General features: G+C 72.3%; 17 protein-coding genes and 3 tRNA genes. 14 read left to right on the forward strand and 6 right to left on the reverse strand.

The window, feature by feature from the left end; all coding sequences use genetic code 11:
- Window positions 1–57 precede the first annotated feature (57 nt).
- Window positions 58–1,335 carry a DUF445 domain-containing protein gene (locus AAG742_RS00905; RefSeq protein ID WP_248117866.1) on the reverse strand — a complete coding sequence of 426 codons (1,278 nt, stop codon included), beginning with the start codon at window positions 1,333–1,335 and terminating at the stop codon, window positions 58–60.
- A 135-nt stretch (window positions 1,336–1,470) separates the two neighbouring features.
- Between AAG742_RS00905 and AAG742_RS00910 the strand changes: the two genes are divergently transcribed.
- The 5 genes from AAG742_RS00910 to AAG742_RS00930 all read left to right on the forward strand — a co-directional run bounded on the left by AAG742_RS00910 (window position 1,471) and on the right by AAG742_RS00930 (window position 8,219).
- The gene (locus AAG742_RS00910; protein WP_298710613.1) at window positions 1,471–2,415 is read left to right on the forward strand and encodes a glycerophosphodiester phosphodiesterase family protein; all 945 of its coding nucleotides are present in this window, start codon (window positions 1,471–1,473) and stop codon (window positions 2,413–2,415) included.
- Between the two features lie 145 nt (window positions 2,416–2,560).
- The gene (locus AAG742_RS00915) at window positions 2,561–4,246 is read left to right on the forward strand and encodes an ABC transporter substrate-binding protein (RefSeq protein ID WP_298710610.1); all 1,686 of its coding nucleotides are present in this window, start codon (window positions 2,561–2,563) and stop codon (window positions 4,244–4,246) included.
- Between the two features lie 117 nt (window positions 4,247–4,363).
- A complete protein-coding gene (locus AAG742_RS00920) occupies window positions 4,364–5,368 on the forward strand; it encodes an ABC transporter permease (RefSeq protein ID WP_248117872.1) in 1,005 nt (334 codons plus the stop codon).
- Window positions 5,369–5,457: 89 nt separating this feature from the next.
- Window positions 5,458–6,414 carry an ABC transporter permease gene (locus AAG742_RS00925; protein ID WP_298710871.1) on the forward strand — a complete coding sequence of 319 codons (957 nt, stop codon included), beginning with the start codon at window positions 5,458–5,460 and terminating at the stop codon, window positions 6,412–6,414.
- 2 nt (window positions 6,415–6,416) lie between these two features.
- On the forward strand, window positions 6,417–8,219 hold the full coding sequence (locus AAG742_RS00930) for an ABC transporter ATP-binding protein (protein ID WP_343282188.1): 1,803 nt from the start codon (window positions 6,417–6,419) through the stop codon (window positions 8,217–8,219).
- A gap of 16 nt (window positions 8,220–8,235) precedes the next feature.
- Here the strand turns inward: AAG742_RS00930 and AAG742_RS00935 are convergent, their stop codons facing one another.
- Together AAG742_RS00935 and pta are read right to left on the reverse strand one after the other, a co-directional pair.
- Window positions 8,236–9,489, reverse strand: coding sequence for an acetate kinase (locus AAG742_RS00935; RefSeq protein ID WP_298986651.1), 1,254 nt, complete (start codon window positions 9,487–9,489; stop codon window positions 8,236–8,238).
- An 11-nt stretch (window positions 9,490–9,500) separates the two neighbouring features.
- Window positions 9,501–11,567 (reverse strand): phosphate acetyltransferase, encoded by a 2,067-nt coding sequence (gene pta, locus AAG742_RS00940; RefSeq protein WP_298986648.1) that lies wholly within the window; start codon window positions 11,565–11,567, stop codon window positions 9,501–9,503.
- 200 nt (window positions 11,568–11,767) lie between these two features.
- On the opposite strand from pta, the gene AAG742_RS00945 reads away from it, so the two are divergent.
- The 5 genes from AAG742_RS00945 to AAG742_RS00965 all read left to right on the forward strand — a co-directional run bounded on the left by AAG742_RS00945 (window position 11,768) and on the right by AAG742_RS00965 (window position 16,202).
- Window positions 11,768–13,126 carry an Nramp family divalent metal transporter gene (locus AAG742_RS00945; RefSeq protein WP_298710598.1) on the forward strand — a complete coding sequence of 453 codons (1,359 nt, stop codon included), beginning with the start codon at window positions 11,768–11,770 and terminating at the stop codon, window positions 13,124–13,126.
- Between the two features lie 48 nt (window positions 13,127–13,174).
- The gene (locus AAG742_RS00950; RefSeq protein ID WP_298710595.1) at window positions 13,175–13,591 is read left to right on the forward strand and encodes a thiamine-binding protein; all 417 of its coding nucleotides are present in this window, start codon (window positions 13,175–13,177) and stop codon (window positions 13,589–13,591) included.
- A gap of 86 nt (window positions 13,592–13,677) precedes the next feature.
- Complete coding sequence (locus AAG742_RS00955; protein WP_298710590.1) at window positions 13,678–14,247, forward strand: GNAT family N-acetyltransferase; 570 nt, start codon at window positions 13,678–13,680, stop codon at window positions 14,245–14,247.
- Window positions 14,240–15,169, forward strand: coding sequence for a fused MFS/spermidine synthase (locus tag AAG742_RS00960; protein WP_298986643.1), 930 nt, complete (start codon window positions 14,240–14,242; stop codon window positions 15,167–15,169). The genes AAG742_RS00955 and AAG742_RS00960 overlap by 8 nt, the downstream gene beginning before the upstream one ends.
- A 58-nt stretch (window positions 15,170–15,227) precedes the next feature.
- A complete protein-coding gene (locus AAG742_RS00965; RefSeq protein WP_298710584.1) occupies window positions 15,228–16,202 on the forward strand; it encodes a universal stress protein in 975 nt (324 codons plus the stop codon).
- Between the two features lie 15 nt (window positions 16,203–16,217).
- Here AAG742_RS00965 and AAG742_RS00970 read toward each other — a convergent pair whose 3' ends face one another.
- Window positions 16,218–16,598 carry a metallopeptidase family protein gene (locus AAG742_RS00970; protein WP_298986640.1) on the reverse strand — a complete coding sequence of 127 codons (381 nt, stop codon included), beginning with the start codon at window positions 16,596–16,598 and terminating at the stop codon, window positions 16,218–16,220.
- An 84-nt stretch (window positions 16,599–16,682) separates the two neighbouring features.
- Between AAG742_RS00970 and AAG742_RS00975 the strand changes: the two genes are divergently transcribed.
- The 3 genes from AAG742_RS00975 to AAG742_RS00985 all read left to right on the forward strand — a co-directional run bounded on the left by AAG742_RS00975 (window position 16,683) and on the right by AAG742_RS00985 (window position 17,093).
- Window positions 16,683–16,755, forward strand: a tRNA-Glu gene (locus tag AAG742_RS00975).
- 114 nt (window positions 16,756–16,869) lie between these two features.
- Window positions 16,870–16,943: transfer RNA gene (locus AAG742_RS00980), tRNA-Asp, on the forward strand.
- A 74-nt stretch (window positions 16,944–17,017) separates the two neighbouring features.
- Window positions 17,018–17,093 (forward strand) — tRNA-Phe (locus AAG742_RS00985).
- Between the two features lie 154 nt (window positions 17,094–17,247).
- Here the strand turns inward: AAG742_RS00985 and AAG742_RS00990 are convergent.
- Together AAG742_RS00990 and AAG742_RS00995 are read right to left on the reverse strand one after the other, a co-directional pair.
- Window positions 17,248–17,478, reverse strand: coding sequence for a hypothetical protein (locus AAG742_RS00990; RefSeq protein WP_248117894.1), 231 nt, complete (start codon window positions 17,476–17,478; stop codon window positions 17,248–17,250).
- Between the two features lie 39 nt (window positions 17,479–17,517).
- A complete protein-coding gene (locus tag AAG742_RS00995) occupies window positions 17,518–18,285 on the reverse strand; it encodes a zinc-binding dehydrogenase (RefSeq protein WP_343282189.1) in 768 nt (255 codons plus the stop codon).
- A gap of 334 nt (window positions 18,286–18,619) precedes the next feature.
- Between AAG742_RS00995 and AAG742_RS01000 the strand changes: the two genes are divergently transcribed.
- Entirely contained in the window at window positions 18,620–20,533 is a 1,914-nt protein-coding gene (locus tag AAG742_RS01000; RefSeq protein ID WP_343282190.1) for a BCCT family transporter, read from the forward strand.
- Window positions 20,534–20,577 lie beyond the last annotated feature (44 nt).

Raw genomic sequence — 20,577 nt, forward strand, 5'->3', positions numbered from 1 at the left:
CGCGGCGGCGACGCTCCCCCACGCGGGGTGCGTCGCCGTCGTCGTGGGCGGGGGAGATCAGAACAGCAGTGTGGCCAGCGTGTGGATGGCCAGGCCGGCGAGCGCACCGACCACGGAGCCGTTGATGCGGATGAACTGCAGGTCCCGGCCCACGAGGAGCTCGAGGGTGCGGGAGGTCTGCTCGCCGTCCCACCGCTCCACGGTCTCCTCGATCACGCCGGTCAGCTGCGGGCCGTAGGAGCTGAGTGCGTAGGCGGCGGCGCGCTGCGCGTAGCCGTCCACGCGCTCGCGCACCTCGGCGTCGTCCTGGAGGCGCCCGCCGAGGTCCTGCAGGGCGGCCACGAGGGCGCGGTGCAGGTCGGAGGCGGGGTCGGCGAGGGCGTCCAGCAGGGAGTCGCGCAGGGTGGTCCAGGCGCGGGAGGCCCAGCCGCGCAGGCGCTCGTCCGCGAAGAGGCTCGCCTTGAAGCGCTCCACGGAGGCGCGCGTGTCCGGGTCCTCGCGCATGTCACGGACGAGGCGGTCCAGCCAGTCATCCACCGAGCGGCGGGCCTCGTGGTCCGGGTCGGAGCGGATGCCGGCGAGGTACTTCAGGGTCTCGGCGTGGAGGCGCTCCGCCAGGAGGCGGTCCACCATGTCCGGGCTCCACTCGGGGGAGCGGCGGCGCACCGTCTCGATGAACATCTCCGGGTGGGCGGCCACCCAGTCGCCCGTGTGGTTCACCACGAGCTCGACCACCTTGTCGTGGTGCCGGCCGGCCAGCACGGAGTCCAGCACGCCGGCGAGCGTGGGGGACCAGTCCGGCTCCACCATGTGCTTCTGCATCAGCTGCTGCAGCAGGCGCTGCACGGCCTCATCGTCGGTGGCGGCCATGGTGTGCCGTGCCGCCGTCGCGACCTCCCCGGCCACGCGCCGGGCGTTCGCGTCCTGGCGCAGCCAGCCGCCGGCCGCGTGCGCGACCTGCAGCCCGGCCACCTTCTCCCGCGCGACGTCCGAGTCCAGGAAGTTCTCCTGCACGAACTCGCGCAGCGCCGCCCCGAGCTGGTCCTTCTTCCGAGGGATCAGGGCGGTGTGGGGCACGGGGATGCCGGCGGGGTGGCGGAACAGCGCGGTGACGGCAAACCAGTCGGCGAGCGCGCCCACCATGCCGCCCTCCGCCGCGGCGCGCACGAAGCCCCACGCGGGATGGACCTCCTGGAGTGGGAACGCGATGACGAACACGACGGCCAGCGCCACGAGCAGGCCGGTGGCCACCGACTTCATGCGGCGCAGCCCGGCGGCGCGCTCGAGGGAGGCGGCGCTGAGGACCTGCTGGTCCGAGGCGGCGGAGAGGGACACGTGCGGCTCCTGGAGCGGGCGGAACGGAGGACCGGGCGGAGAGGACGCCGGGGTGAACCGAATGGTCCCCTCCAGTTAACCAGTCCGCCGCCTGGCGTCGGGGCTCCGGGCACCCGCCGCTCCTACGCTCTGGGCGTGCTCCCCCTCGTGATCGCCCACCGCGGTGCGTCCGCCGCCTTCCCCGAACACACCCGCGCCGCCATGCTGCACGCCCTCGCCGTGGGCGCGGACGGCCTGGAGTGCGACGTGCAGCTCACGAAGGACCGCGAGGTCGTCTGCTGGCACGACCCCACCGTGGACCGCACCTCGAACGGCTCCGGCGCGCTCGCGGACCACACCCTGGAGCGGCTGCGCGGCCTCGACGTCACCTCGTGGCACGCGACGCGCGGGCCTCGCGCGGGCGACGGGGCGCGGCCGGGAGCGCAGGCGGGCCAGATCCCCCCGGTGTACGGCGCGCCGGAGGACCAGGTGCTCACCCTGCGGGAGCTCTTCGAGATCGCGACGGCGGCGGACCGTCCGCTGCGCCTCGCGGTGGAGCTCAAGCACCCCTCGCCGTACGGCCACGAGCTCGAGGAGCGCGTGCTGCGCGAGCTGCTCACCTCTGGCTGGGACCCGGAGACGGGCCTGCTCGGGCAGGTGAGCGTCTCCCTCATGAGCTTCCACCCCGGAGCGCTGCAGTACGTGGCGCCGCTGACGGGCCCGGACGCGCTGTGCCCGCTCGTGGACGTGATGCCGGCCGAGATCCCCTCCCGCATCGCCCGCGGTCCGCTCTCCCGGGCCGCCGTGCGCGCCACGGTGCGCCAGACCCTCGCGAACTCCGAGGCCATGGTGTGGCGCGGCCGGGCGAGCCTTGCCGGCCCGTCCGTGGAGTACGTGCGCACCCACCTCGCTGACGTGAAGGCGTGGCTCGCGGCCGGGCGCCGGCTGCGCGTGTGGACCGTGGACGCGCGCGCGGACGTCGAATTCCTCCTGGCCCAGGGTGTGCAGGAGCTGACCACCAACCGGCCGGAGGACGTGCTGCGCTGGGCGGCCGACGCCGTCGTCGAGCGGCGGAGTCGGCGGGACCGCGCGGGGGTCTGAGGCCGCCGGCGTCCCGGAGATGACGGGACGCCGTGTCGATGCCGCATCCGTCTGTGATCAGGGTTACACTCCCGATCAACGCCTCCCCTGTGAGGTGCCTCACTCGCACGTGAGACCTTCCTCGATCTCTCCCCAGGAGGACCCCATGGCTTCCCCCCTTCAGCGACGCTTCCTGTCCGCGGCCGCCCTCACCGCAGCAGGCGCCCTCCTGATCAGCGGATGCGCCCAGAGCCAGCGCTCGGACACCGGCGCGGACAGCTCCGCGGCCGGCTCCGACGCGCAGCAGGTGGACGGCTCGTTCATCTTCGCCGCCTCCTCGGACCCGAAGACCCTCGACCCGGCCTTCGCCTCGGACGGCGAGTCCTTCCGGGTGTCCCGGCAGATCTTCGAGGGCCTCGTGGGCACCAAGCCCGGCACGGCGGACCCGGCCCCCCTCCTGGCCGAGTCGTGGGAGTCGAGTGAGGACGGGCTGACCCACACGTTCCAGCTCAAGGACGGGGTGAAGTTCCACGACGGCACGGAGTTCAACGCCGAGGCCGTGTGCGCCAACTTCGACCGCTGGTACAACTTCGAGGGCATTCAGCAGGCCGAGACCGTCTCCTACTACTACGGCAAGCTGTTCCGCGGCTTCGCGGACTCCCCGGAGAAGGCCGTGTACAAGTCGTGCGACGCCACCGAGGACCTCAAGGCCACCGTCACCCTGGCCCAGCCCTTCGCCGGGTTCATCCCCTCCCTCTCGCTTCCCGCCTTCGGCATGCAGTCCCCCACGGCCATGGAGGAGTACAAGGCGGACGAGATCGGCGGCACCGCCGAATCCCCGGAGATGTCCGAGTACGCCCGCGAGCACCCCACGGGCACGGGCCCGTACAAGTTCGACTCGTGGAGCGTCGGCTCGGACATCAAGCTCTCCGCCTTCGAGGACTACTGGGGGGACAAGGGCGAGGTCACGGACGTGACCTTCCGCGTGATCGACGACCCGGTGGCCCGCCGCCAGGCCCTTGAGGCCGGGGACGTGGACGGCTACGACCTCGTGGCCCCCGCGGACACCAAGGCCCTCGCCGACGCCGGGTTCAACGTGATCCAGCGCGATCCGTTCACCATCCTCTACCTGGGCATGAACCAGGAGCAGGAGGAGCTCAAGGACGTGAAGGTCCGCCAGGCGATCGCCCACGCGATCGACAAGGACGCGCTCATCCAGCAGACCCTGCCGGAGGGCACCAAGGCCGCGACCCAGTTCATCCCGGACTCGGTCAACGGCTACAGCGACGACGTCACCACCTACGACTACGACCCGGAGAAGGCGAAGCAGCTGCTGACCGAGGCGGGCTACCCCGACGGCTTCACGATCGACTTCAACTACCCGACGGGCGTCTCCCGCCCCTACATGCCGACCCCGGAGCAGGCCTTCTCCAACATCTCCAACCAGCTCGCGGAGGTGGGCATCAAGGTCAACGCCAAGCCCGCCAAGTGGAGCCCGGACTACCTGAACCAGGTGCAGGGCACCGCCGACCACGGCATCCACCTGCTCGGCTGGACCGGCGACTACAACGACACCGACAACTTCGTGGGCGTGTTCTTCGGCCAGGAGAAGCCCGAGTTCGGCTTCGAGAACGAGGAGCTCTTCACCGCCCTCGAGAAGGCGCGCCAGATCCCCACGATCGAGGAGCAGACGCCCGAGTACGAGGCGATCAACCAGCAGATCTCCGAGTTCGTCCCGGCCGTCCCGCTGGCGCACCCGGCGCCGTCGCTCGCCTTCGACAAGCGCGTGGCCTCCTACCCGGCCAGCCCGGTCAACGACGAGGTCTTCAACCAGGTCGACCTCACGGAGTGAACCGGCGCCCCCGCGGCTGACCGGCCCCCTCGCTGACCCGACGGCGGCGGCGCACCCGCTGCGCCGCCGCCGTCCCCTGACCTGACGGGCCCACGGGCCTGGGATGAAGGACTCCCCGTGCTCAGACTCATCGGCAAGCGCCTGCTGCTGCTGATCCCCACCCTGCTCGGCCTCTCGATCCTGCTCTTCGCGTGGGTGCGCAGCCTCCCCGGCGGGCCGGCCACGGCCCTGCTCGGCGACCGTGCCACCCCCGAGGCGGTGGCCCGCGTGAACGCCGCGTACGGCTTCGACAAGCCGATCCTGGAGCAGTACCTCACCTACATGGGGCGGCTGGTCCGGGGTGACTTCGGCAACTCGCTCATGACCAACCGGCCCGTCCTGGAGGAGTTCGCCGAGCGCTTCCCCGCCACGATCGAGCTGTCCGTGTTCGCCATCCTCTTCGCGGTCGTGCTCGGCATCCCGCTGGGCTACTGGGCGGCCCGCAACGTGGGCCGGTGGCAGGACAACCTCGCCGTCGTGCTCTCCCTGCTGGGCGTGGTGGTGCCGGTGTTCTTCCTGGCCTTCCTGCTGAAGTGGGTCTTCGCCGTGCGGCTCGGCTGGCTCCCCACGGACGGCCGCCAGGACCCGCGGATCGACGCGACGCACTACACGAACCTCTACGTGTGGGACGGCATCAGCACGGGGGAGTGGGACGCCGCCCTGAATGCGCTGACGCACCTCGTGCTGCCCGGCATCGCCCTGGGCACCATCCCGCTGGCCATCATCGCCCGCATCACGCGGGCGGCCGTCCTGGACGTGCAGAACGCCGACTACGTGCGCACCGCGCGCGCCAAGGGTCTGGCCCCGGGGCTCATCCGGAACCGCTTCATCCTCCGCAACGCGATGCTCCCCGTGCTCACCACGCTGGGCCTGCAGCTGGGCCTGCTGATCTCGGGGGCGGTGCTCACCGAGACGGTGTTCGCCTTCAACGGCATCGGCCGGTTCCTGCGCGACGCGATCTTCAACCTCGACTTCCCGGTGCTGCAGGGCTTCATCATCCTCATCGCACTGTTGTATTCGCTCATCAACCTGGTCGTGGACGTCTCCTACGGCCTCATCGACCCGAGGGTGCGTGTCCAGTGACGGCGAACCTGCCCCCCGCCTCCGGCGGCCCCGCGGCGCGCGGCGCCGAGGACGAGCTGTACCCGGCCACGGACGGAGCGGTCACCCCGCTGGCCGTCGACACCCCCGGGGTCGAGGCCGTCGGCGTCGCCCCCGGCCCGACACAGGCCACCACCGAGCCGGGCGCGGAGGCGCGCGGCACCTCCGTGTGGGGGGCCGCCTTCCAGCGGCTGCGCCGCAACCCCGCGGCCATCGCGGGCGCCGTGATCGTGGCGCTCTTCCTGCTCGTGGCGGTCCTCGCCCCGCTCCTGGCCCCGTACGGGGGCACGGAGACGCCGGGCATGCGGGAGATCCGCCCGACGAGCGTGCCCGGGCCCGGCGAGGTGGCCGGCTACCCGCTCGGCCTGGACCGCTTCGGCGGCGACGTGCTCTCCAAGCTGCTGTGGGGCGCCCAGGCGTCCCTGCTGATCGGCGTGGTCTCCACCGCGCTCGGCCTCGCGGGCGGCATGATCCTCGGCCTGCTCGCGGGAGGGTTCGGCGGCTGGGTGGACAGCGTGGTGATGCGCCTCGTGGACATCCTGCTCTCCGTGCCGCACCTGCTGCTGGCGGTGTCCATCGCGGCCATCCTGGGACAGACGCCCTCCGCCGTGATGATCGCGATCGGCGTGGCCCAGGTCCCCGTGTTCGCCCGCCTGCTGCGCTCCTCGATGCTCTCGCAGAAGGGCTCGGACTACGTGCTGGCCGCGCAGACCCTCGGGCTCTCGCGGCGCACCATCACCATGTCCCACATCCTGCCCAACTCGCTGGGCCCCGTGATCGTGCAGGCCACCCTCACCCTGGCCACCGCCGTGATCGACGCCGCCGCCCTCTCCTTCCTGGGCCTCGGCGGCGGCCGGCCCGAGACCGCCGAGTGGGGCCGCATGCTCACCTACGCCCAGGCCGAGCTGGGCATCAACCCGTGGCTCGCCTTCCTGCCGGGCCTGTGCATCGCCGTCACCGCGCTCGGGTTCACCCTGCTGGGAGAGTCCCTGCGCGAGGCCCTCGACCCCACCTCCCGGAGGCGCTGACCATGGACCCCCAGCACGACGACGTCGCCCGCGGCTCCGGCTCCCACGTGGCCGGAGCGGAGGGCCCCGTCCCCGCGGCCTCGGCACCCTCTGCCGCGCCCGCGGCACCTTCGCCCGCGCCCGCCGTCGGCGGGCCGCTGCTCGAGATCCGCGGCCTGGACGTGGAGTTCTCCACGCAGCAGGGCACGGTGAAGGCCGTGGAGGGCGCCTCGTTCACCCTGCCCGCCGGCGGCACGCTGGCCATCGTGGGCGAGTCCGGCTCGGGCAAGTCCACCACCGCGATGGCGGCCATCGGCCTGCTGCCGCAGAACGGACGCGTGACCGGCGGCTCCATCCGCTTCGCGGGCCAGGAGCTGGTGGGCATGCCGGACGCGAAGATGCGCCGCATCCGGGGCCGCAGCATCGGCCTGGTGCCGCAGGACCCGATGTCCAACCTGAACCCGGTGACGCGCGTGGGGCAGCAGATCGGGGAGACCCTCCTGACCCACGGGCTGGCCACGCGCAAGGACGTGGAGGAGAAGGTCCTCGCGGTGATGGAGCGGGCGGGGATCCCGGACCCGCGCAAGCGGGCGAGGCAGTACCCCCACGAGCTCTCGGGCGGGCTGCGCCAGCGCGTGCTGATCGCGATCGGCCTGGCCTGCCGGCCGCAGCTGTTGATCGCGGACGAGCCCACCTCGGCCCTGGATGTGACCGTGCAGCAGGTGATCCTGGACCAGATCGACGAGATGACCCGGGAGGTGGGAAGCTCCGTCCTGCTCATCACGCACGACCTGGGGCTCGCCGCCGAGCGCGCCCAGCACCTCGTGGTCATGCACCGCGGCACGGTGGTGGAGCACGGGGACGCCCAGCGGATCCTCGAGGACCCCCAGCACGCCTACACGCGCTCGCTCGTGCAGGCGGCGCCGTCGGTGGCCGCCGCACGCCTCCTCCCCGAGTCCTACGCGGCCGCGCCGGCGCCCCTGGCCGAGGACGCCACCGGTGCCCTGACCACCGTGGCCCTGGACAAGTCCGCCCTCACCCCGCTGGTCGAGATCACCGACCTGACCAAGGTGTACGCGAGCCGTGGCCAGGACGACTTCTACGCCGCCAAGGAGGTCTCGCTCAAGATCCCGCGGGGCAAGACGGTCTCCGTCGTGGGCGAGTCCGGCTCCGGCAAGACGACCACGGCACGCATGCTGCTCAAGCTCATCGAGCCGACGTCGGGATCCATCACCTTCGAGGGCAAGGACGTCCTGACCCTCAAGGGCGCCGACCTGAAGGACTTCCGTCAGCGGGTGCAGGCCGTCTTCCAGGACCCCTTCTCCTCCCTCAACCCCTCCTTCACGGTGGGGCGGATCATCGAGGAGCCGCTGCAGGCCTACCGCCGCGGCGGGGCGAAGCAGCGGCGGGCGCGCACCCTGGAGCTCATGGAGCAGGTGGCCCTGCCGGCGCACTTCCACCGACGCTACCCCGCGGAGCTCTCGGGCGGTCAGCGTCAGCGGGTGGCGATCGCCCGTGCGCTCGCGCTGAACCCGGACCTGATCGTGTGCGACGAGCCGGTCTCCGCCCTCGACGTCCTCGTGCAGGCGCAGATCCTGGACCTGCTCAAGGACCTGCAGGCGGAGCTGGGGCTGAGCTACCTCTTCATCTCCCACGACCTCGCGGTGGTGCGGCTCATCTCGGACTACGTGTGCGTGATGAAGGACGGCGAGCTGGTCGAGGCCGCCTCCTCCGAGGAGGTCTTCACCAACGCGCGCCATCCGTACACGCGGAGGCTGCTGGCCTCGATCCCCGGCAACGAGCTGCAGATCGGCGACGTCGCCTGACCTGCCGCGCTCCGGGTCAGTCCTGCAGCGGCCAGGCCTGCTCGCGCTCCACCACGGTGTGGGCCAGCTGGGCGATCGCCATCTCCTCGTCCGTGGGGACCACGAGCACGGGGATCGCGGAGGCGTCGGCGGAGATCACCCGGGGGTCGTCGCCGCGCTCCATGTTCCGCGCGGGGTCGTACGTCACGCCGAGCGGCTCGAGGCGGTCCAGCACGCGGGCGCGGAACGGCGCCGCGTTCTCCCCGATGCCGGCGGTGAACACGATCGCCTTCGCCCCGCCCACGGCCACGTGGTAGGCGCCGATGTACTTGGCCAGGCGGTAGGACGCGATCTTCAGAGCCTGCCGGGACGCGCGGTGGCCCGCCTCCGCGGCCTCGAGCACCTGGCGCATGTCCGCGTTGCCGGAGAGCCCCAGCAGGCCGGACTCCTTGTTGAGGAGGGTGTCCACCTGCTCGGCCGTGTAGCCGTGGGTGGTGATCAGATGGGTGATGATCGAGGGGTCGACGTCGCCCGAGCGGGTGCCCATCACGAGCCCGGCCAGCGGCGTGTAGCCCATGGACGTGTCGATCGAGCGGCCGTGCCGGATCGCCGTCGCCGACGCGCCGTTGCCCAGGTGGAGGATGACGCCGTCAAACGCCCGGCGCTCCATGCCCAGGTGCCGCGCCGCGAGCCCCGTGACCAGGTCGTGCGAGGTGCCGTGGAAGCCGTACCGGCGGATGCCGTGCTCCGTGTAGAGCTCGTCCGGGAGGGCGTACTGCCAGGCCTCCCGCGGCATCGACTGGTGGAACGAGGTGTCGAACACCACCACCTGCGGCAGGTCCGGCCAGCGCTGGGCGACGGCGCGCAGCCCCTGCGCCGCGGCCGGGTTGTGCAGCGGAGCCAGGGGAGCCAGGCGCTCGATCGCGCGGATGACCTCGTTGGTCACGAGGGCCGGCGCGTGGAAGCGCTCCCCGCCGTGCACCACGCGGTGCCCGGCCGCGGCCAGGCGGCGGTCCCCGATCACCGCGGCGATCTCCTCCTCCACCTGGGCGAGGGCGGCCGCGTGGTCCGCGACGCCCGAGCCCGGCACGCCGATGCGCTCGACGAGGCCCTTCGTCACCACGGGATCGGGGGCGTCCTCGCCGTCGAGGGTGAGCTCGCGCACCTGGTACTTCAGGGACGAGGAGCCCGAGTTCACCACGAGCACCAGGAGGGTCTCCTCGGGCAGCTCGCGGGCGGAGACGGTGGGGATCGCGGTGGTGACGGGAGCGGAGCTCATCGCGTCGGTCATGGGGATTCCTTTCAGCCCTGCGCCTGGATGGCGGTGATGGCCACCGTGTTGACGATGTCCTCCACCGTGGTGCCGCGGGAGAGGTCGTTCACGGGCTTGTTCAGGCCCTGCAGCACCGGCCCGACGGCGACCGCGCCCGAGGACTGCTGCACCGCCTTGTACGTGTTGTTGCCGGTGTTCAGGTCCGGGAACACGAACACCGTGGCCTGGCCGGCCACCTCGGATCCCGGCATCTTGGACGCGGCCACGGCGGCGTTCACGGCGGCGTCGTACTGCAGCGGGCCCTCCACCTTCAGCTCGGGTGCGCGCTCGCGGACCAGCCCGGTGGCCGTCCGCACCTTGTCCACGGCCTCGCCGGAGCCGGAGGCGCCCGTGGAGTAGGAGAGCATCGCGACGCGCGGGTCCACGCCGAACTGGGCCGCCGTCGCCGCCGAGGCCACGGCGATATCCGCGAGCTGCTCGGCGTTCGGCTCGGGGTTCACGGCGCAGTCGCCGTACACGAGCGCGCGGTCCGGCAGGAGCATGAAGAACACGGAGGACACGATGGACACGCCCGGCTTGGTCTTCACGAACTCGAGCGCGGGGCGGATGGTGTTGGCCGTGGTGTGCGCGGCGCCGGAGACCATGCCGTCCACGTCGCCGAGGTGGACCATCATCGTGCCGAAGTACGCGCCCTCCTGCATGACCTCGCGGGCCCGCTCCACGTCCACGCCCTTGTGGGCGCGCAGCCGCGCGTACTCCTCGGCGTAGCGCTCCAGGTCGGGGGACTCGGCGGGGTCCACGAGCTCGATGCCCGTGAGGTCGATGCCCTCGCGGGAGGCGAGCTCCCTCACCGCGGCGGAGGGGCCGAGGACCACGAGGTCGCACACGTCGCGGCGGTGCAGGATCTCGGCGGCCCGCAGCACGCGGGCGTCCTCGCCCTCGGGGAGGACGATCCGCTGCCGGTCGGCGCGGGCGCGCGAGATCAGCTCGTGCAGGAAGCGCAGGGGCGTCACCGTGGAGGAGCGGGGGAGGTCGAAGCGCTGCAGCAGCTCGTCGCCGTCCACCCTCTGGTGCCAGGCGCCGAGCGCCGCGGCGGTCTTGCGGGGCTGCGCGCTGGAGAGCTCGCCGCGCACGCGGGAGACCTTGGCCGCGGTGGTGAACGTGTCGTCGTGGGTGGCGAGCACGGGGAAGGAGGCGTCCAGGTAGAGGCGCTGCAGCTGGCGGTTCGGCAGGATCCCGTTCGTGAGGATCATGCCCGACGGCGTGGGGAAGTCCGGGGTGAGCGAGGAGGCCACGGTGGCCAGGATCGCGTCGGAGCGGTCCCCCGAGACGATCACGAGGGCCCCCTCCTCGAGGATCTCGAGGAAGTTGCCGCCCTCCATGGAGACGGCCTTGACCTCGGCGACGTCGCGGTCCAGGGTCTGGGCGCCGGCCACCTGCTCCAGCCCGAGCAGGTCCGCCACCTCCGCCACGGAGGGGTGCGTGAGCTCGGGGAGCTCCGGGATCACGTAGACCGGCCACGCGTGGCGGCCCGGGCGCACCGCGGCACGGATCTGCTCGGCGAGGCCCGCGCCGGCCCGGTTGACGATGACGGCCAGCAGGTCGACGCCGGACTCGTCCAGGGAGCGGCGGGCCAGGTCCACGGCGTCCGCGGCCTGGGCCGGGGTCAGGCCCGCGCCCGAGGCCACCGCGATCACGGGGGTGCCCAGGTTGCGGGCCAGGTGGGCGTTCAGGTCGAGGTCCACGGACGGGTCCGCGCTGATCAGGTCGGTCCCCTCCACCACCACGACGGCGTCCTGCGACATCGCGTCGAAGTGCTCGACGCAGCGCTCCTGCACCTCGTCGCCGCGGCCCTCGGCCATGAGCGTGCGCGCCTCGGCCGCCGTGAGGCCGCCGCGGGCCTGCTCGGGGCCCAGGCCGAACTGCTCCCGCATCAGCAGCACCATCGGGTCGGTCTCGACGTCGTTCCCCGGGACGATGGGCCGGTAGTAGCCCACGGCGCCGGAGCGCTTGTAGAGGGAGTCGGCGAGGCCGAGGCTGACGAGCGACTTGCCCGCGCCCGTCGAGGTGGTGGAGACGAAGATTCCCTGCGGCATGGGGCCCTTTCGCGTGGCGGTTCGCGTGCGTGCAAGCGGTCCCCTCCACCGTACCGATGCGTCCCGTCCACGGCGCGGTCTGGGCGGCGGCAGGCGGGGGCCTCCGCGCTATAGTGAGCGCACTCACACTGCACCGAAGCCCGTGCACCCGGGGCGGCCGTCGCCGTCGCCTCCCGCGCGCCGACCCCCGATGAGGCACCATGTCCCACACCACCGCCGCCGCCGGGCACGCCCCGGATCCCCGCCATCCCGTGCACAACCCGGCGGTGGTCGGCTTCACGGAGGCCGAGCTCAACGAGACGCCGATCCGTCCCAAGTGGAACTCCCTCGGCCCGGGCATCGTGGCCGCCGCGACGGGCGTGGGCGCCGCCGACCTCGTGGCCACCCTGACCGCCGGCTCGCGCTACGGCTACATGCTGCTGTGGGCCGTGGTCCTCGGCGTGATCTTCAAGATCGTGCTCGTGGAGGGAGTGGGCCGCTACTACCTCTCCACCGGCAAGACGATCTTCCAGGGCTGGCGCTCGCTCGGCTCGTGGACGTCCTGGTACTTCGGCCCGTACATCCTCATCTGGGGCTTCGTCTACGGCGCGACGGCGATGTCCTCCACCGCGCTGCCGCTCGCCGCGCTCTTCCCGGGCGTGGACAGCAAGGTCTTCGCGATCGGGGCGGGGCTCGTGGGCCTGGGCCTCGTGTGGCTGAACAAGTACCGCCTCATCGAGACGATCATGACCGTGCTGATCGGCATCATGTTCGTCACCGTGCTGCTCTCCGCCGCCCTGACCGCCCCGAACCTCGGCGAGATCCTCTCCGGCCTCGTGCCGCGCCTGCCCGGCAACGACCCGGACGCCATGTTCTACGTGCTCGGCCTGGCCGGCGGCGTGGGCGGCACCATCACCCTCGGCGCGTACGGCTACTGGCTGCGCGAGAAGGGCTGGAACGTCCCCAGGTACATGCGGGTCATGAAGTTCGACAACGCCACCTCCTACATCCTCACCGGCATCTTCGTGATCGCCACGATGATCATGGGCGTCGAGCTGCTGCACTCGGCCGGCCTGGCCATCTCCAAGGGCGACGCGGGCCTGCTCGACGTGGGCAACGTCCTGGCCGAGCGCTACGGCGAGACGTACTCGGTGGTGTTCCTCGTGGGCTTCTTCGCGGCGTCCTTCTCCTCGCTCCTGGGCGTGTGGCACGGCGTGTCGCTGATGTTCGCGGACTTCTGGACCAACTTCCGCCGCCCCGCGGCCGAGATCGACCAGGACGACGCGCCGTCGCTCGCCTCGAAGCCCGGCCGCTTCTTCCTGCTGTGGCTGACCATCCTGCCCATGTCCCTGCTGTTCCTGGACCGCCCGATCTTCCTGATCCTGCTCTACGGCACGCTCGGTGCCCTCTTCATGCCCTTCCTGGCCATCACGCTGCTGTTCCTCAACAACGCGCGTCACGTGCCCCCGCAGTTCCGCAACGGGTGGCTGCGCAACGCGCTGCTCGGCCTGACGGCGCTGGTGTTCGTGGCGATCGGCGTCAACGAGCTGGTCAAGGCGCTGCAGCCGCTGTTCGGCTGACCCGGCGGGCCGGTGCCCGAGAGGGCGACGGCACGGCACACTGGTGCCATGATCGTCGCCTTCTCCGTCGCCCCCTCCGGCCAGCCCGCCGACGCCGCCCACGTCCCCGGTGAGGGGGACACCGCCTCCGTGCACCGCGCCGTCGCGGCCGCCGTCGCCGTGGTGCGGGCCTCCGGGCTGCCGCACCGCACCTCCTCGATGTTCACCGAGGTCGAGGGGGAGTGGGACGAGGTCATGGCCGTGGTGAAGGCCGCGGTCGAGGCGGTCGAGCCGTACGGCTCCCGCGTCTCGCTGGTGCTCAAGGCGGACATCCGCCCGGGCCACGTCGGCGAGCTGGACGGCAAGCTCGATCGCCTCGAGGCCGCCCTCGCCGAGCAGGGCGGGCCGGAGGGCGCGGCCGCGGGCGACCTCGGGCTCGGCACCGCGGCCTCGGCCCGCGCCACCGCGGACGACGACGGCCGCTGACCCCCGGTTCCGTGGACGAGACGGGCGCTCCCCCCACCGCTCTCGTGGACGAAGCGGGAACCGACGACCCCGAGAGGAGGCCCGCCGTGGCCGCCGTGATCCGCCCCGCCCGCCCCGAGGACGTCGAGGCGCTCCTGCGCGTCAAGGCGCGGTCCTGGCGCGAGGCGTACGGCTCGCTCCTGGCCGCCGAGGTGTTCGACCGCGTGGACGCGCGCGTGCCCGAGGACGTCCCCGCCTGGGCCGCGCTCATCGGATCCGACAAGGACCTGTGGGTCGCCGAGGCCGACGGCGGCCGGCTCGTGGGCGTCGCCCTCGCCGGGCCGTCGCGCATCGAGCGTCCGGCGTGCGGGGAACCGGAGGCCTCGCACGCCTCCGACGCCTCGGACGCCCCCGACGACGGCTCCGCGAGCCCGAGCATGCCTGGACGCGAGCTCATGGTCCTCTACATCCTCGCCGAGACGTACGGCACCGGTGTGGGCGCGCGCCTGATGCGCGCCGCTGCCGGTGACGGCCCGGCCGTCCTGCGCGTCCTGGCGGAGAACCCCCGCGCGATCGCGTTCTACCGCAAGCACGGCTACGTGGAGGACGGCGCCCCCCAGCCCATGGAGGGCGCGTGGGCCGGGCTGCACGAGCAGCTGATGGTGCGCCGTGGCTAGGCGCGGGCAGGCGCCGCGACGCCGCGGACCCGCCACGGCCGCCGTCGACGCCGGCGTCGTCCCGGGCGTCCACGCGATCTCCTCGGGGACGGCCGAGATCGTCGAGGACCCCTTCGCGCCGGGTGCGTTCACCCTGCTCGTCAACGGGGTGGAGTCCTCGCCGCTGGACCCCGAGCATCCGGAGCGGATGGGCTTCGAGTACATGCGCTGGGCGGCCGCGGCCGTCGAGGCGCACTGGCCCGATCCCGTCCCGCTGCGCGCCCTGCACCTCGGCGGCGCCGGCTGCGCGCTCGCCCGCTGGGTGGACCGCGCCTTCCCCGGCTCGCACCAGACCGCGGTGGAGATCGACGCCGGCCTCGCCACCCTCGCCCGCGAGCACTTCGGCCTGCCGCGCGCCCCCGCGCTGAAGATCCGCGTGGCCGACGCCGCCGACGTCCTCGCCGAGGCCCACCCGGCCTCCCGCGACCTCCTCATCCGCGACGTCTTCGCCCCGGACCCGGACGACCCCACGGGCGCCCGCCACATCACGCCGCCGAATCTCACCGGCGCCGCGTCCGCGGAGGCCGCCGCGCGCGTGCTCGCCCCGGGCGGGCTGTACGTGCTCAACGTGGGCGGAGGCCCGGACCTGGCCGCCGTGCGCGCAGAGGTGGCCGCCGTCGTCGGGGCCTTCGACCACGTCGAGGTGATCGCGGACCCGCCCATGCTCAAGGGACGCCGGCGCGGCAACGTGATCGTGGCGGCCTCGGACGCCCCGATCGCCCGCCCCGCCGCGGCCGCCCATGCCGGCGCCGATCCCCGGGACGGCCTCGCCCGGGACCTCCGGATGGACGCCTTCCCGGCGCGCCTCGCCGAGGATCCGCAGGCCTTCACCGCCGGGCTCCCCGCCGGCCGGACCCCGCTCCGGGCGACCCCCGAGGACTAGACTGGTGGCATCGAACCGGCCCCGTCCGGGGGTCGGGGAGCGACTCCAGGAGGTTCGCATGCCCACCGCATCCCAGCACACCGATCCCGGCACGGGTGCCGCCCCGCTCGGCGTCCTGGTGGGCGTGGACGGCTCGGAGCAGTCCGTCTCCGCCGCCCGCTGGGCCCAGCGCGAGGCGTCCCTGCGCGGCGAGCCCCTGACCCTCGTCACGGCCTACACCATGCCCACCTTCTGGGGGTACGGGGCGGAGGCGGGTGCGGCCTACCCCGACGACGACCGCCTGCGCGAGGGCGTCGAAGCCCTCCTGCGGGACGTGGCGGGCCAGCTGGACGCCGACGGCGTGCAGCCCACCCTGCGGGTCGAGGTCGGGGACGCCGCCGGGGTGCTGGTGGACCTCTCGAAGCAGGCGTCCCTGCTCGTCTCGGGCAGCCGCGGCCGCGGGGGCTTCCTCGGCCGCCTGCTGGGCTCCGTGTCCTCGGCGCTGCCGGGCCACGCGCACTGCCCCGTGGCCATCATCCCCGCCGGGGTGGAGGCCTCCCGCGCCGCGGCGGGGGTACCCGTCGTCGTGGGCGTGGACGGCTCCGAGCAGGGCCGCGCCGCCGCCCTCGTGGCTGCCGAGGAGGCCCGCCTGCGCGGCGCGCCCCTGAATCTCGTGGTCGCCGTGCCGCCCGTGAGCGCCAACGCGGCGTGGCTCGCCGTGAGCCTGGACGAGGAGGCACGGGCCAAGGACATGCAGGAGCTCGTGGACGCCGGCGCCCGCTGGCTCTCCTCCGAGTACCCGGGCCTCGAGGTCACGGGCGAGCTCGTGGACGGCAGCCCCGTGGACGTCATGGTGGAGCAGACCGGCACGGCGCGCCTGACGGTCCTCGGCACGCGCGGTCTCGGCGGGTTCGCCGGCTCCCTCCTCGGCTCCACGAGCCAGGGCGTGGCCCACCACGCGCGCGGACCGGTCATGGTGGTCCCGTTCCGGGAGGACGTCCGGCTGAGCCGCCGCGCGGACCACGGCCCGGTGCGGGAGCAGCCGCAGGCCTGAGCCGCCGGTCCCCGCTCAGCCCCAGCCGAGCTCGTGGAGCCGCTCCTCGCTGATCCCGAAGAAGTGCCCCACCTCGTGGAGGACCGTCACGGTGATCTGCTCCTCGAGCTCGGCGCGGTCCCGGCAGTGCCGCATGAGGGGGCCGCGGAACACCACGATCCGGTCCGGCATCTGCCACGCCACCTCGGCCCGCTCCCCGAGGGGCACGCCCTCGTAGAGGCCGAAGAGCTCGGTGTCCGGGTCCTCCCAGTGCTGGGGCTCGTACTCCTCCTCCACCACCACGACGACGTTGGTCAGCAGGCGCGCCAGCTCGTCCGGGACACGGGTGAGCGCGGCGGACACGGCGGCGTCGAACTCGTCCTCGGACATCCAGTCAGCGGGGTCCTGCTCGGTCACGGAGGCTCCTGGGAGGAATTTGCCGGGCGGTGTGGGGCCACTCTAGACTTCGTGGGTCCACCTCGGGAATCTCGACCCGGACCTGCCCCCATCGTCTAGTGGCCTAGGACACCGCCCTTTCACGGCGGCGACACGGGTTCGAATCCCGTTGGGGGTACGCAGGATCGGCCACGCGGCGTGTGCTCAGGCTCACGCTCCACCCGATTTGCGCGGCGACGCGAGGCTCTGATAGAGTTTCAACTCGTTGCAGAGAAGGAAAGCAGCACAGCAAGGCCCTGTAGCGCAGTTGGTTAGCGCGCCGCCCTGTCACGGCGGAGGTCGCGAGTTCAAGTCTCGTCAGGGTCGCTCGGATCATCCGATCACCGGTATTCGGCAACGGAGTCCGGTGACACATGGTCCAGGCGGTGGAACCCCCGCCGGGCTCTGTAGCTCAGTTGGTAGAGCGTACGACTGAAAATCGTAAGGTCACCGGATCGACGCCGGTCGGAGCCACCACGTGGAGAAGGCCCCCCGCAGCAGCGGGGGGCCTTCTGCGTCGTGCAGACCGCCATCCAGGCGTTCGCCCATCAGCACCACGCCGGCATCCGAGAGGGCCGAGACATGACGGAGGCCCCCGCCGTGGCGGGGGCCTCCACCGGCTGAACGGGCCTCAGGAGAGGTCCTCGGCCTCCTCGGCCGGGTCCAGGACGTGCATCGCCTCGGACTCGGCGCCGCGGAGGTCGTCCGGCGTGCGGCCGTCCAGGGGCCAGTCCTGCGGGTCGTCCGAGCTGCCCGGGGCCGGCTGACCGTCGCGGCCGTCCAGCGGGTCGGGGTCGCCGGCGGCGTTGGGATCGGCCAGGAGGTCGGCCTCCAGCTCGATCTCGTTCGGATCCGTGGTCATGGTGCTCTCCTTCTCTCGGGGGTCTGAGGGCGGTGCCCGTCACGGGGCGGTGACGATGACCTTGAGCGCCTTCTCGTCCGCCGCGTGGGCGAACATCTCATAGGCCTCGTCCCACTGGTCGAACGTGAAGCGGTGGGTCACGAACTCCTCGGGCTTGATGGAGCCGTCCTGGATGCGGCCCAGCAGCTCGGGGGCCGTGGTGGCGTTCACGAGGCCCGTGGTGATGGTGATGTTGTTGATCCACTCGCGGTCGATGGGGAACTCCACCGGCTTGCCGTGCACGCCGAGGTTGACCACGTGGCCGCCCGGGCGGATCGCGTCGAGGCACGCGGAGAACGTCGCGGGGATGCCCACGGCCTCCATGGCCACGTCCACGCCGAGACCGTCCGCCGTGAGCTCCTTGACCTTCGCCGTGGTGTCCTCCCCGGGGGTGAAGATGTGCGTGGCGCCGAACTTCCGCGCGGACTCGAGGCGGAACTCGTTGCCGTCCACGGCGATGATCGTCGAGGCGCCCTTCGCGGCCGCCGTCATGATGGCGGACAGGCCGACGGGGCCGGCGCCCACCACGAGCACGGTGTCGCCCTCGGGCAGCGGGATGAGGCCGTTGTCCGCGAACGGGACGCGGACCAGCTCGGCCTGCGTGCCGTCGATCAGGTGGCCGAAGACCCAGCCGATGCCGCCCATGGCCTGGCAGTGGGAGGTCAGGCCCTCGCGGCAGTACGAGCAGTCCATGCACGTGGAGACGCAGGAGATGATGACGCGGTCGCCGACCTTGACGTCCTTCACCTCCGCGCCCGCCTCAGTCACGACGCCGACGCCCTCGTGGCGGAGGATGCGTCCGTCGAGTCGATGATCGTGGCGTCCGGGACCTCTTCCCACACGCGCTTGCCGGGACCGTGGTAGACGATGGCCTTCATGGGCTGACCTCCTGTGAGGGGATCCCCGGTCCCGGTGCGGAGCCGGATCGAGGGGGCCCGGGTGCTCCGGGACTCCCTCCCCTCCAGCGTAGGGTCGGCGCCCGCTCGAGCCCAGGGGCGAGGCCCGCCGCCGTGTGTGCGCCGTCACGAGCTGCCATGAGAGCGGACACGATCCTCCGTCCCTCTCCGCGCCCAGCCGCCGGCTCCCCCGTAGGGTGGACGGCATGATCGACGACACTCCGCCCGCGACCAGGGGCACGCCGCCGGGCGTGTCCGCCCCCACCGCCTCCCGATCCGACGACCCCGTTCCCACCACCGCCGCCGACGCCTCCACCAGCGCGGGGCGCGCCCTCGTGCCGGGTGTCTTCTGGCCCACCGCTGTCATCGTCCTGGCATTCGTGCTCGCCACGCTGTTCTTCCCGGACCAGATGACCACCGCCATCTCGGCCGTCCAGGGCGCCATCATCTCGAACTTCTCGTGGTGGTACGCCGCCGTCGCGCTGTTCTTCGTCCTCTTCTGCGTCTACCTCGCGTTCTCCCGCAAGGGCGCCATCACGATGGGCAAGCCGGACGAGAAGCCCGAGTTCTCCACCCTGTCCTGGTTCTCCCTGCTCTTCGCCGCCGGCATGGGCATCGGCCTCGTGTTCTACGGCATGACCGAGCCGCTCATGCACTTCGTCTCGCCGCGTCCGGACATCGCGGCGACCAACCCCACCCAGGGCCAGGCCTCGCAGAACGCCCTGGCGACCACGTTCCTGCACTGGGGCCTGCAGCCCTGGGCGATCTACGCCGTCGTGGGCGTGGCCGTGGGCCTTGCCATCCACCGCCGCGGCCGTCCCCTCTCCCTGCGCTGGGCCTTCGAGTCGATCCTCGGCGAGAAGCGCACCCGCGGCGGATGGGGCCACCTCATCGACACCCTGGCCCTCGTGGGCACCGTGTTCGGCGTCGCCACCTCGCTCGGCCTCGGCGTGACCCAGATGGCCGCCGGGCTGCGTGCCCTCGGGTTCGTCCCTGAGGACAGCGCGTGGCTCGAGTACGTGATGATCGCTCTCGTGACCTGCGTCGTCCTCTACACGGTGGTCTCGGGAGTGGAGCGCGGCATGAAGTGGCTCTCCAACTTCAACCTCATCCTCGCCGCGGGCCTGCTCCTCTTCCTGCTGATCGTGGGACCCACCTCCTTCCTCTTCAAGGAGATGGTGCAGTCCACCGGCGCGTACCTGCAGAACTACTTCGCCAACTCCCTCAACGTCTCCGCGTTCTTCGGCGCGGAGGGCGATGCGTGGCAGGCCGGCTGGACGGCCTACTACTGGGGCTGGTGGATGTCCTGGACCCCCTTCGTCGGCATCTTCATCGCCCGCATCTCCCGCGGGCGCACCGTGCGTGAGTTCATCGCCGGCGTGATGCTCGTGCCCACCCTGATCTCGATCCTGTGGTTCGGCATCCTCGGCGGCACCGCCATCTACATGGAGACCGTCCGCCCCGCGGGCTATGAGTCCGTGGTCGGCGCGGACGGCTCGATCGATGCGAACACCGCCCTGTTCCAGGTCGTGGAGCAGCTGCCGGCCGGCAGCGTCATGATGGTCGGCTTCATCCTCCTCTCGGCCGTGTTCTTCGTGACCTCCTCGGACTCCGGCTCGCTCGTGATGGGCATGCTCGCCACGGGCGGCGACGTGAACCCCAAGGTGATGATCCGGATCTTCTTCGCGATCGCCACCGCGTTCATGGCGGCCGCGCTGCTCATGGCCGGCGGCCTGAGCGCCATCCAGACGCTCGCCATCACGATCGGCCTGCCGTTCAGCATCATGATGCTCGTGATGTGCCTGTCCACGTTCCGCATCCTCAGCTACTCCGTGGCCCGCGTGGAGGCCGTGCGCCGCGCGGCCATGCTGGCCTCCATCAAGGACCGTCTCGGCCTCGAGACGGACGATCCGGACGTCGTCGACGGCGGCCCCGTGGCCGCCTCGCAGTGGTGGGCCTCGCTGAGCCGCGACCGCCAGCACAGGATCGCGCAGGTGGCCTCGCCGGGTGCGGACCACGAGATCCGACTCGCCGACGGCACGCCGGCCGGCAGCACGCCGTTGGCGCCGTCACGGGGACCCTCGGCGGGCGCCCCCGGCGGCTCGACCGCCGCGGGCTGACCCCGCGGCAGACCCGACCCCGCACGCAGGCGAGCCCTGCGTCG

Origin of the sequence: Micrococcus sp. 2A (assembly GCF_039519235.1) — a bacterium.
Classification (GTDB): Bacteria; Actinomycetota; Actinomycetes; order Actinomycetales; family Micrococcaceae; genus Micrococcus.

Coding starts and splice junctions, on each gene's coding strand:
- AAG742_RS00915 (WP_298710610.1), top strand. CDS start 2,561: ATGGCTTCCCCCCTTCAGCGACGCTTCCTGTCCGCGGCCGCCCTCACC.
- AAG742_RS00930 (WP_343282188.1), top strand. CDS start 6,417: ATGGACCCCCAGCACGACGACGTCGCCCGCGGCTCCGGCTCCCACGTG.
- AAG742_RS00935 (WP_298986651.1), bottom strand. CDS start 9,489: ATGACCGACGCGATGAGCTCCGCTCCCGTCACCACCGCGATCCCCACC.
- pta (WP_298986648.1), bottom strand. CDS start 11,567: ATGCCGCAGGGAATCTTCGTCTCCACCACCTCGACGGGCGCGGGCAAG.
- AAG742_RS00945 (WP_298710598.1), top strand. CDS start 11,768: ATGTCCCACACCACCGCCGCCGCCGGGCACGCCCCGGATCCCCGCCAT.
- AAG742_RS00950 (WP_298710595.1), top strand. CDS start 13,175: ATGATCGTCGCCTTCTCCGTCGCCCCCTCCGGCCAGCCCGCCGACGCC.
- AAG742_RS00965 (WP_298710584.1), top strand. CDS start 15,228: ATGCCCACCGCATCCCAGCACACCGATCCCGGCACGGGTGCCGCCCCG.
- AAG742_RS00990 (WP_248117894.1), bottom strand. CDS start 17,478: ATGACCACGGATCCGAACGAGATCGAGCTGGAGGCCGACCTCCTGGCC.
- AAG742_RS01000 (WP_343282190.1), top strand. CDS start 18,620: ATGATCGACGACACTCCGCCCGCGACCAGGGGCACGCCGCCGGGCGTG.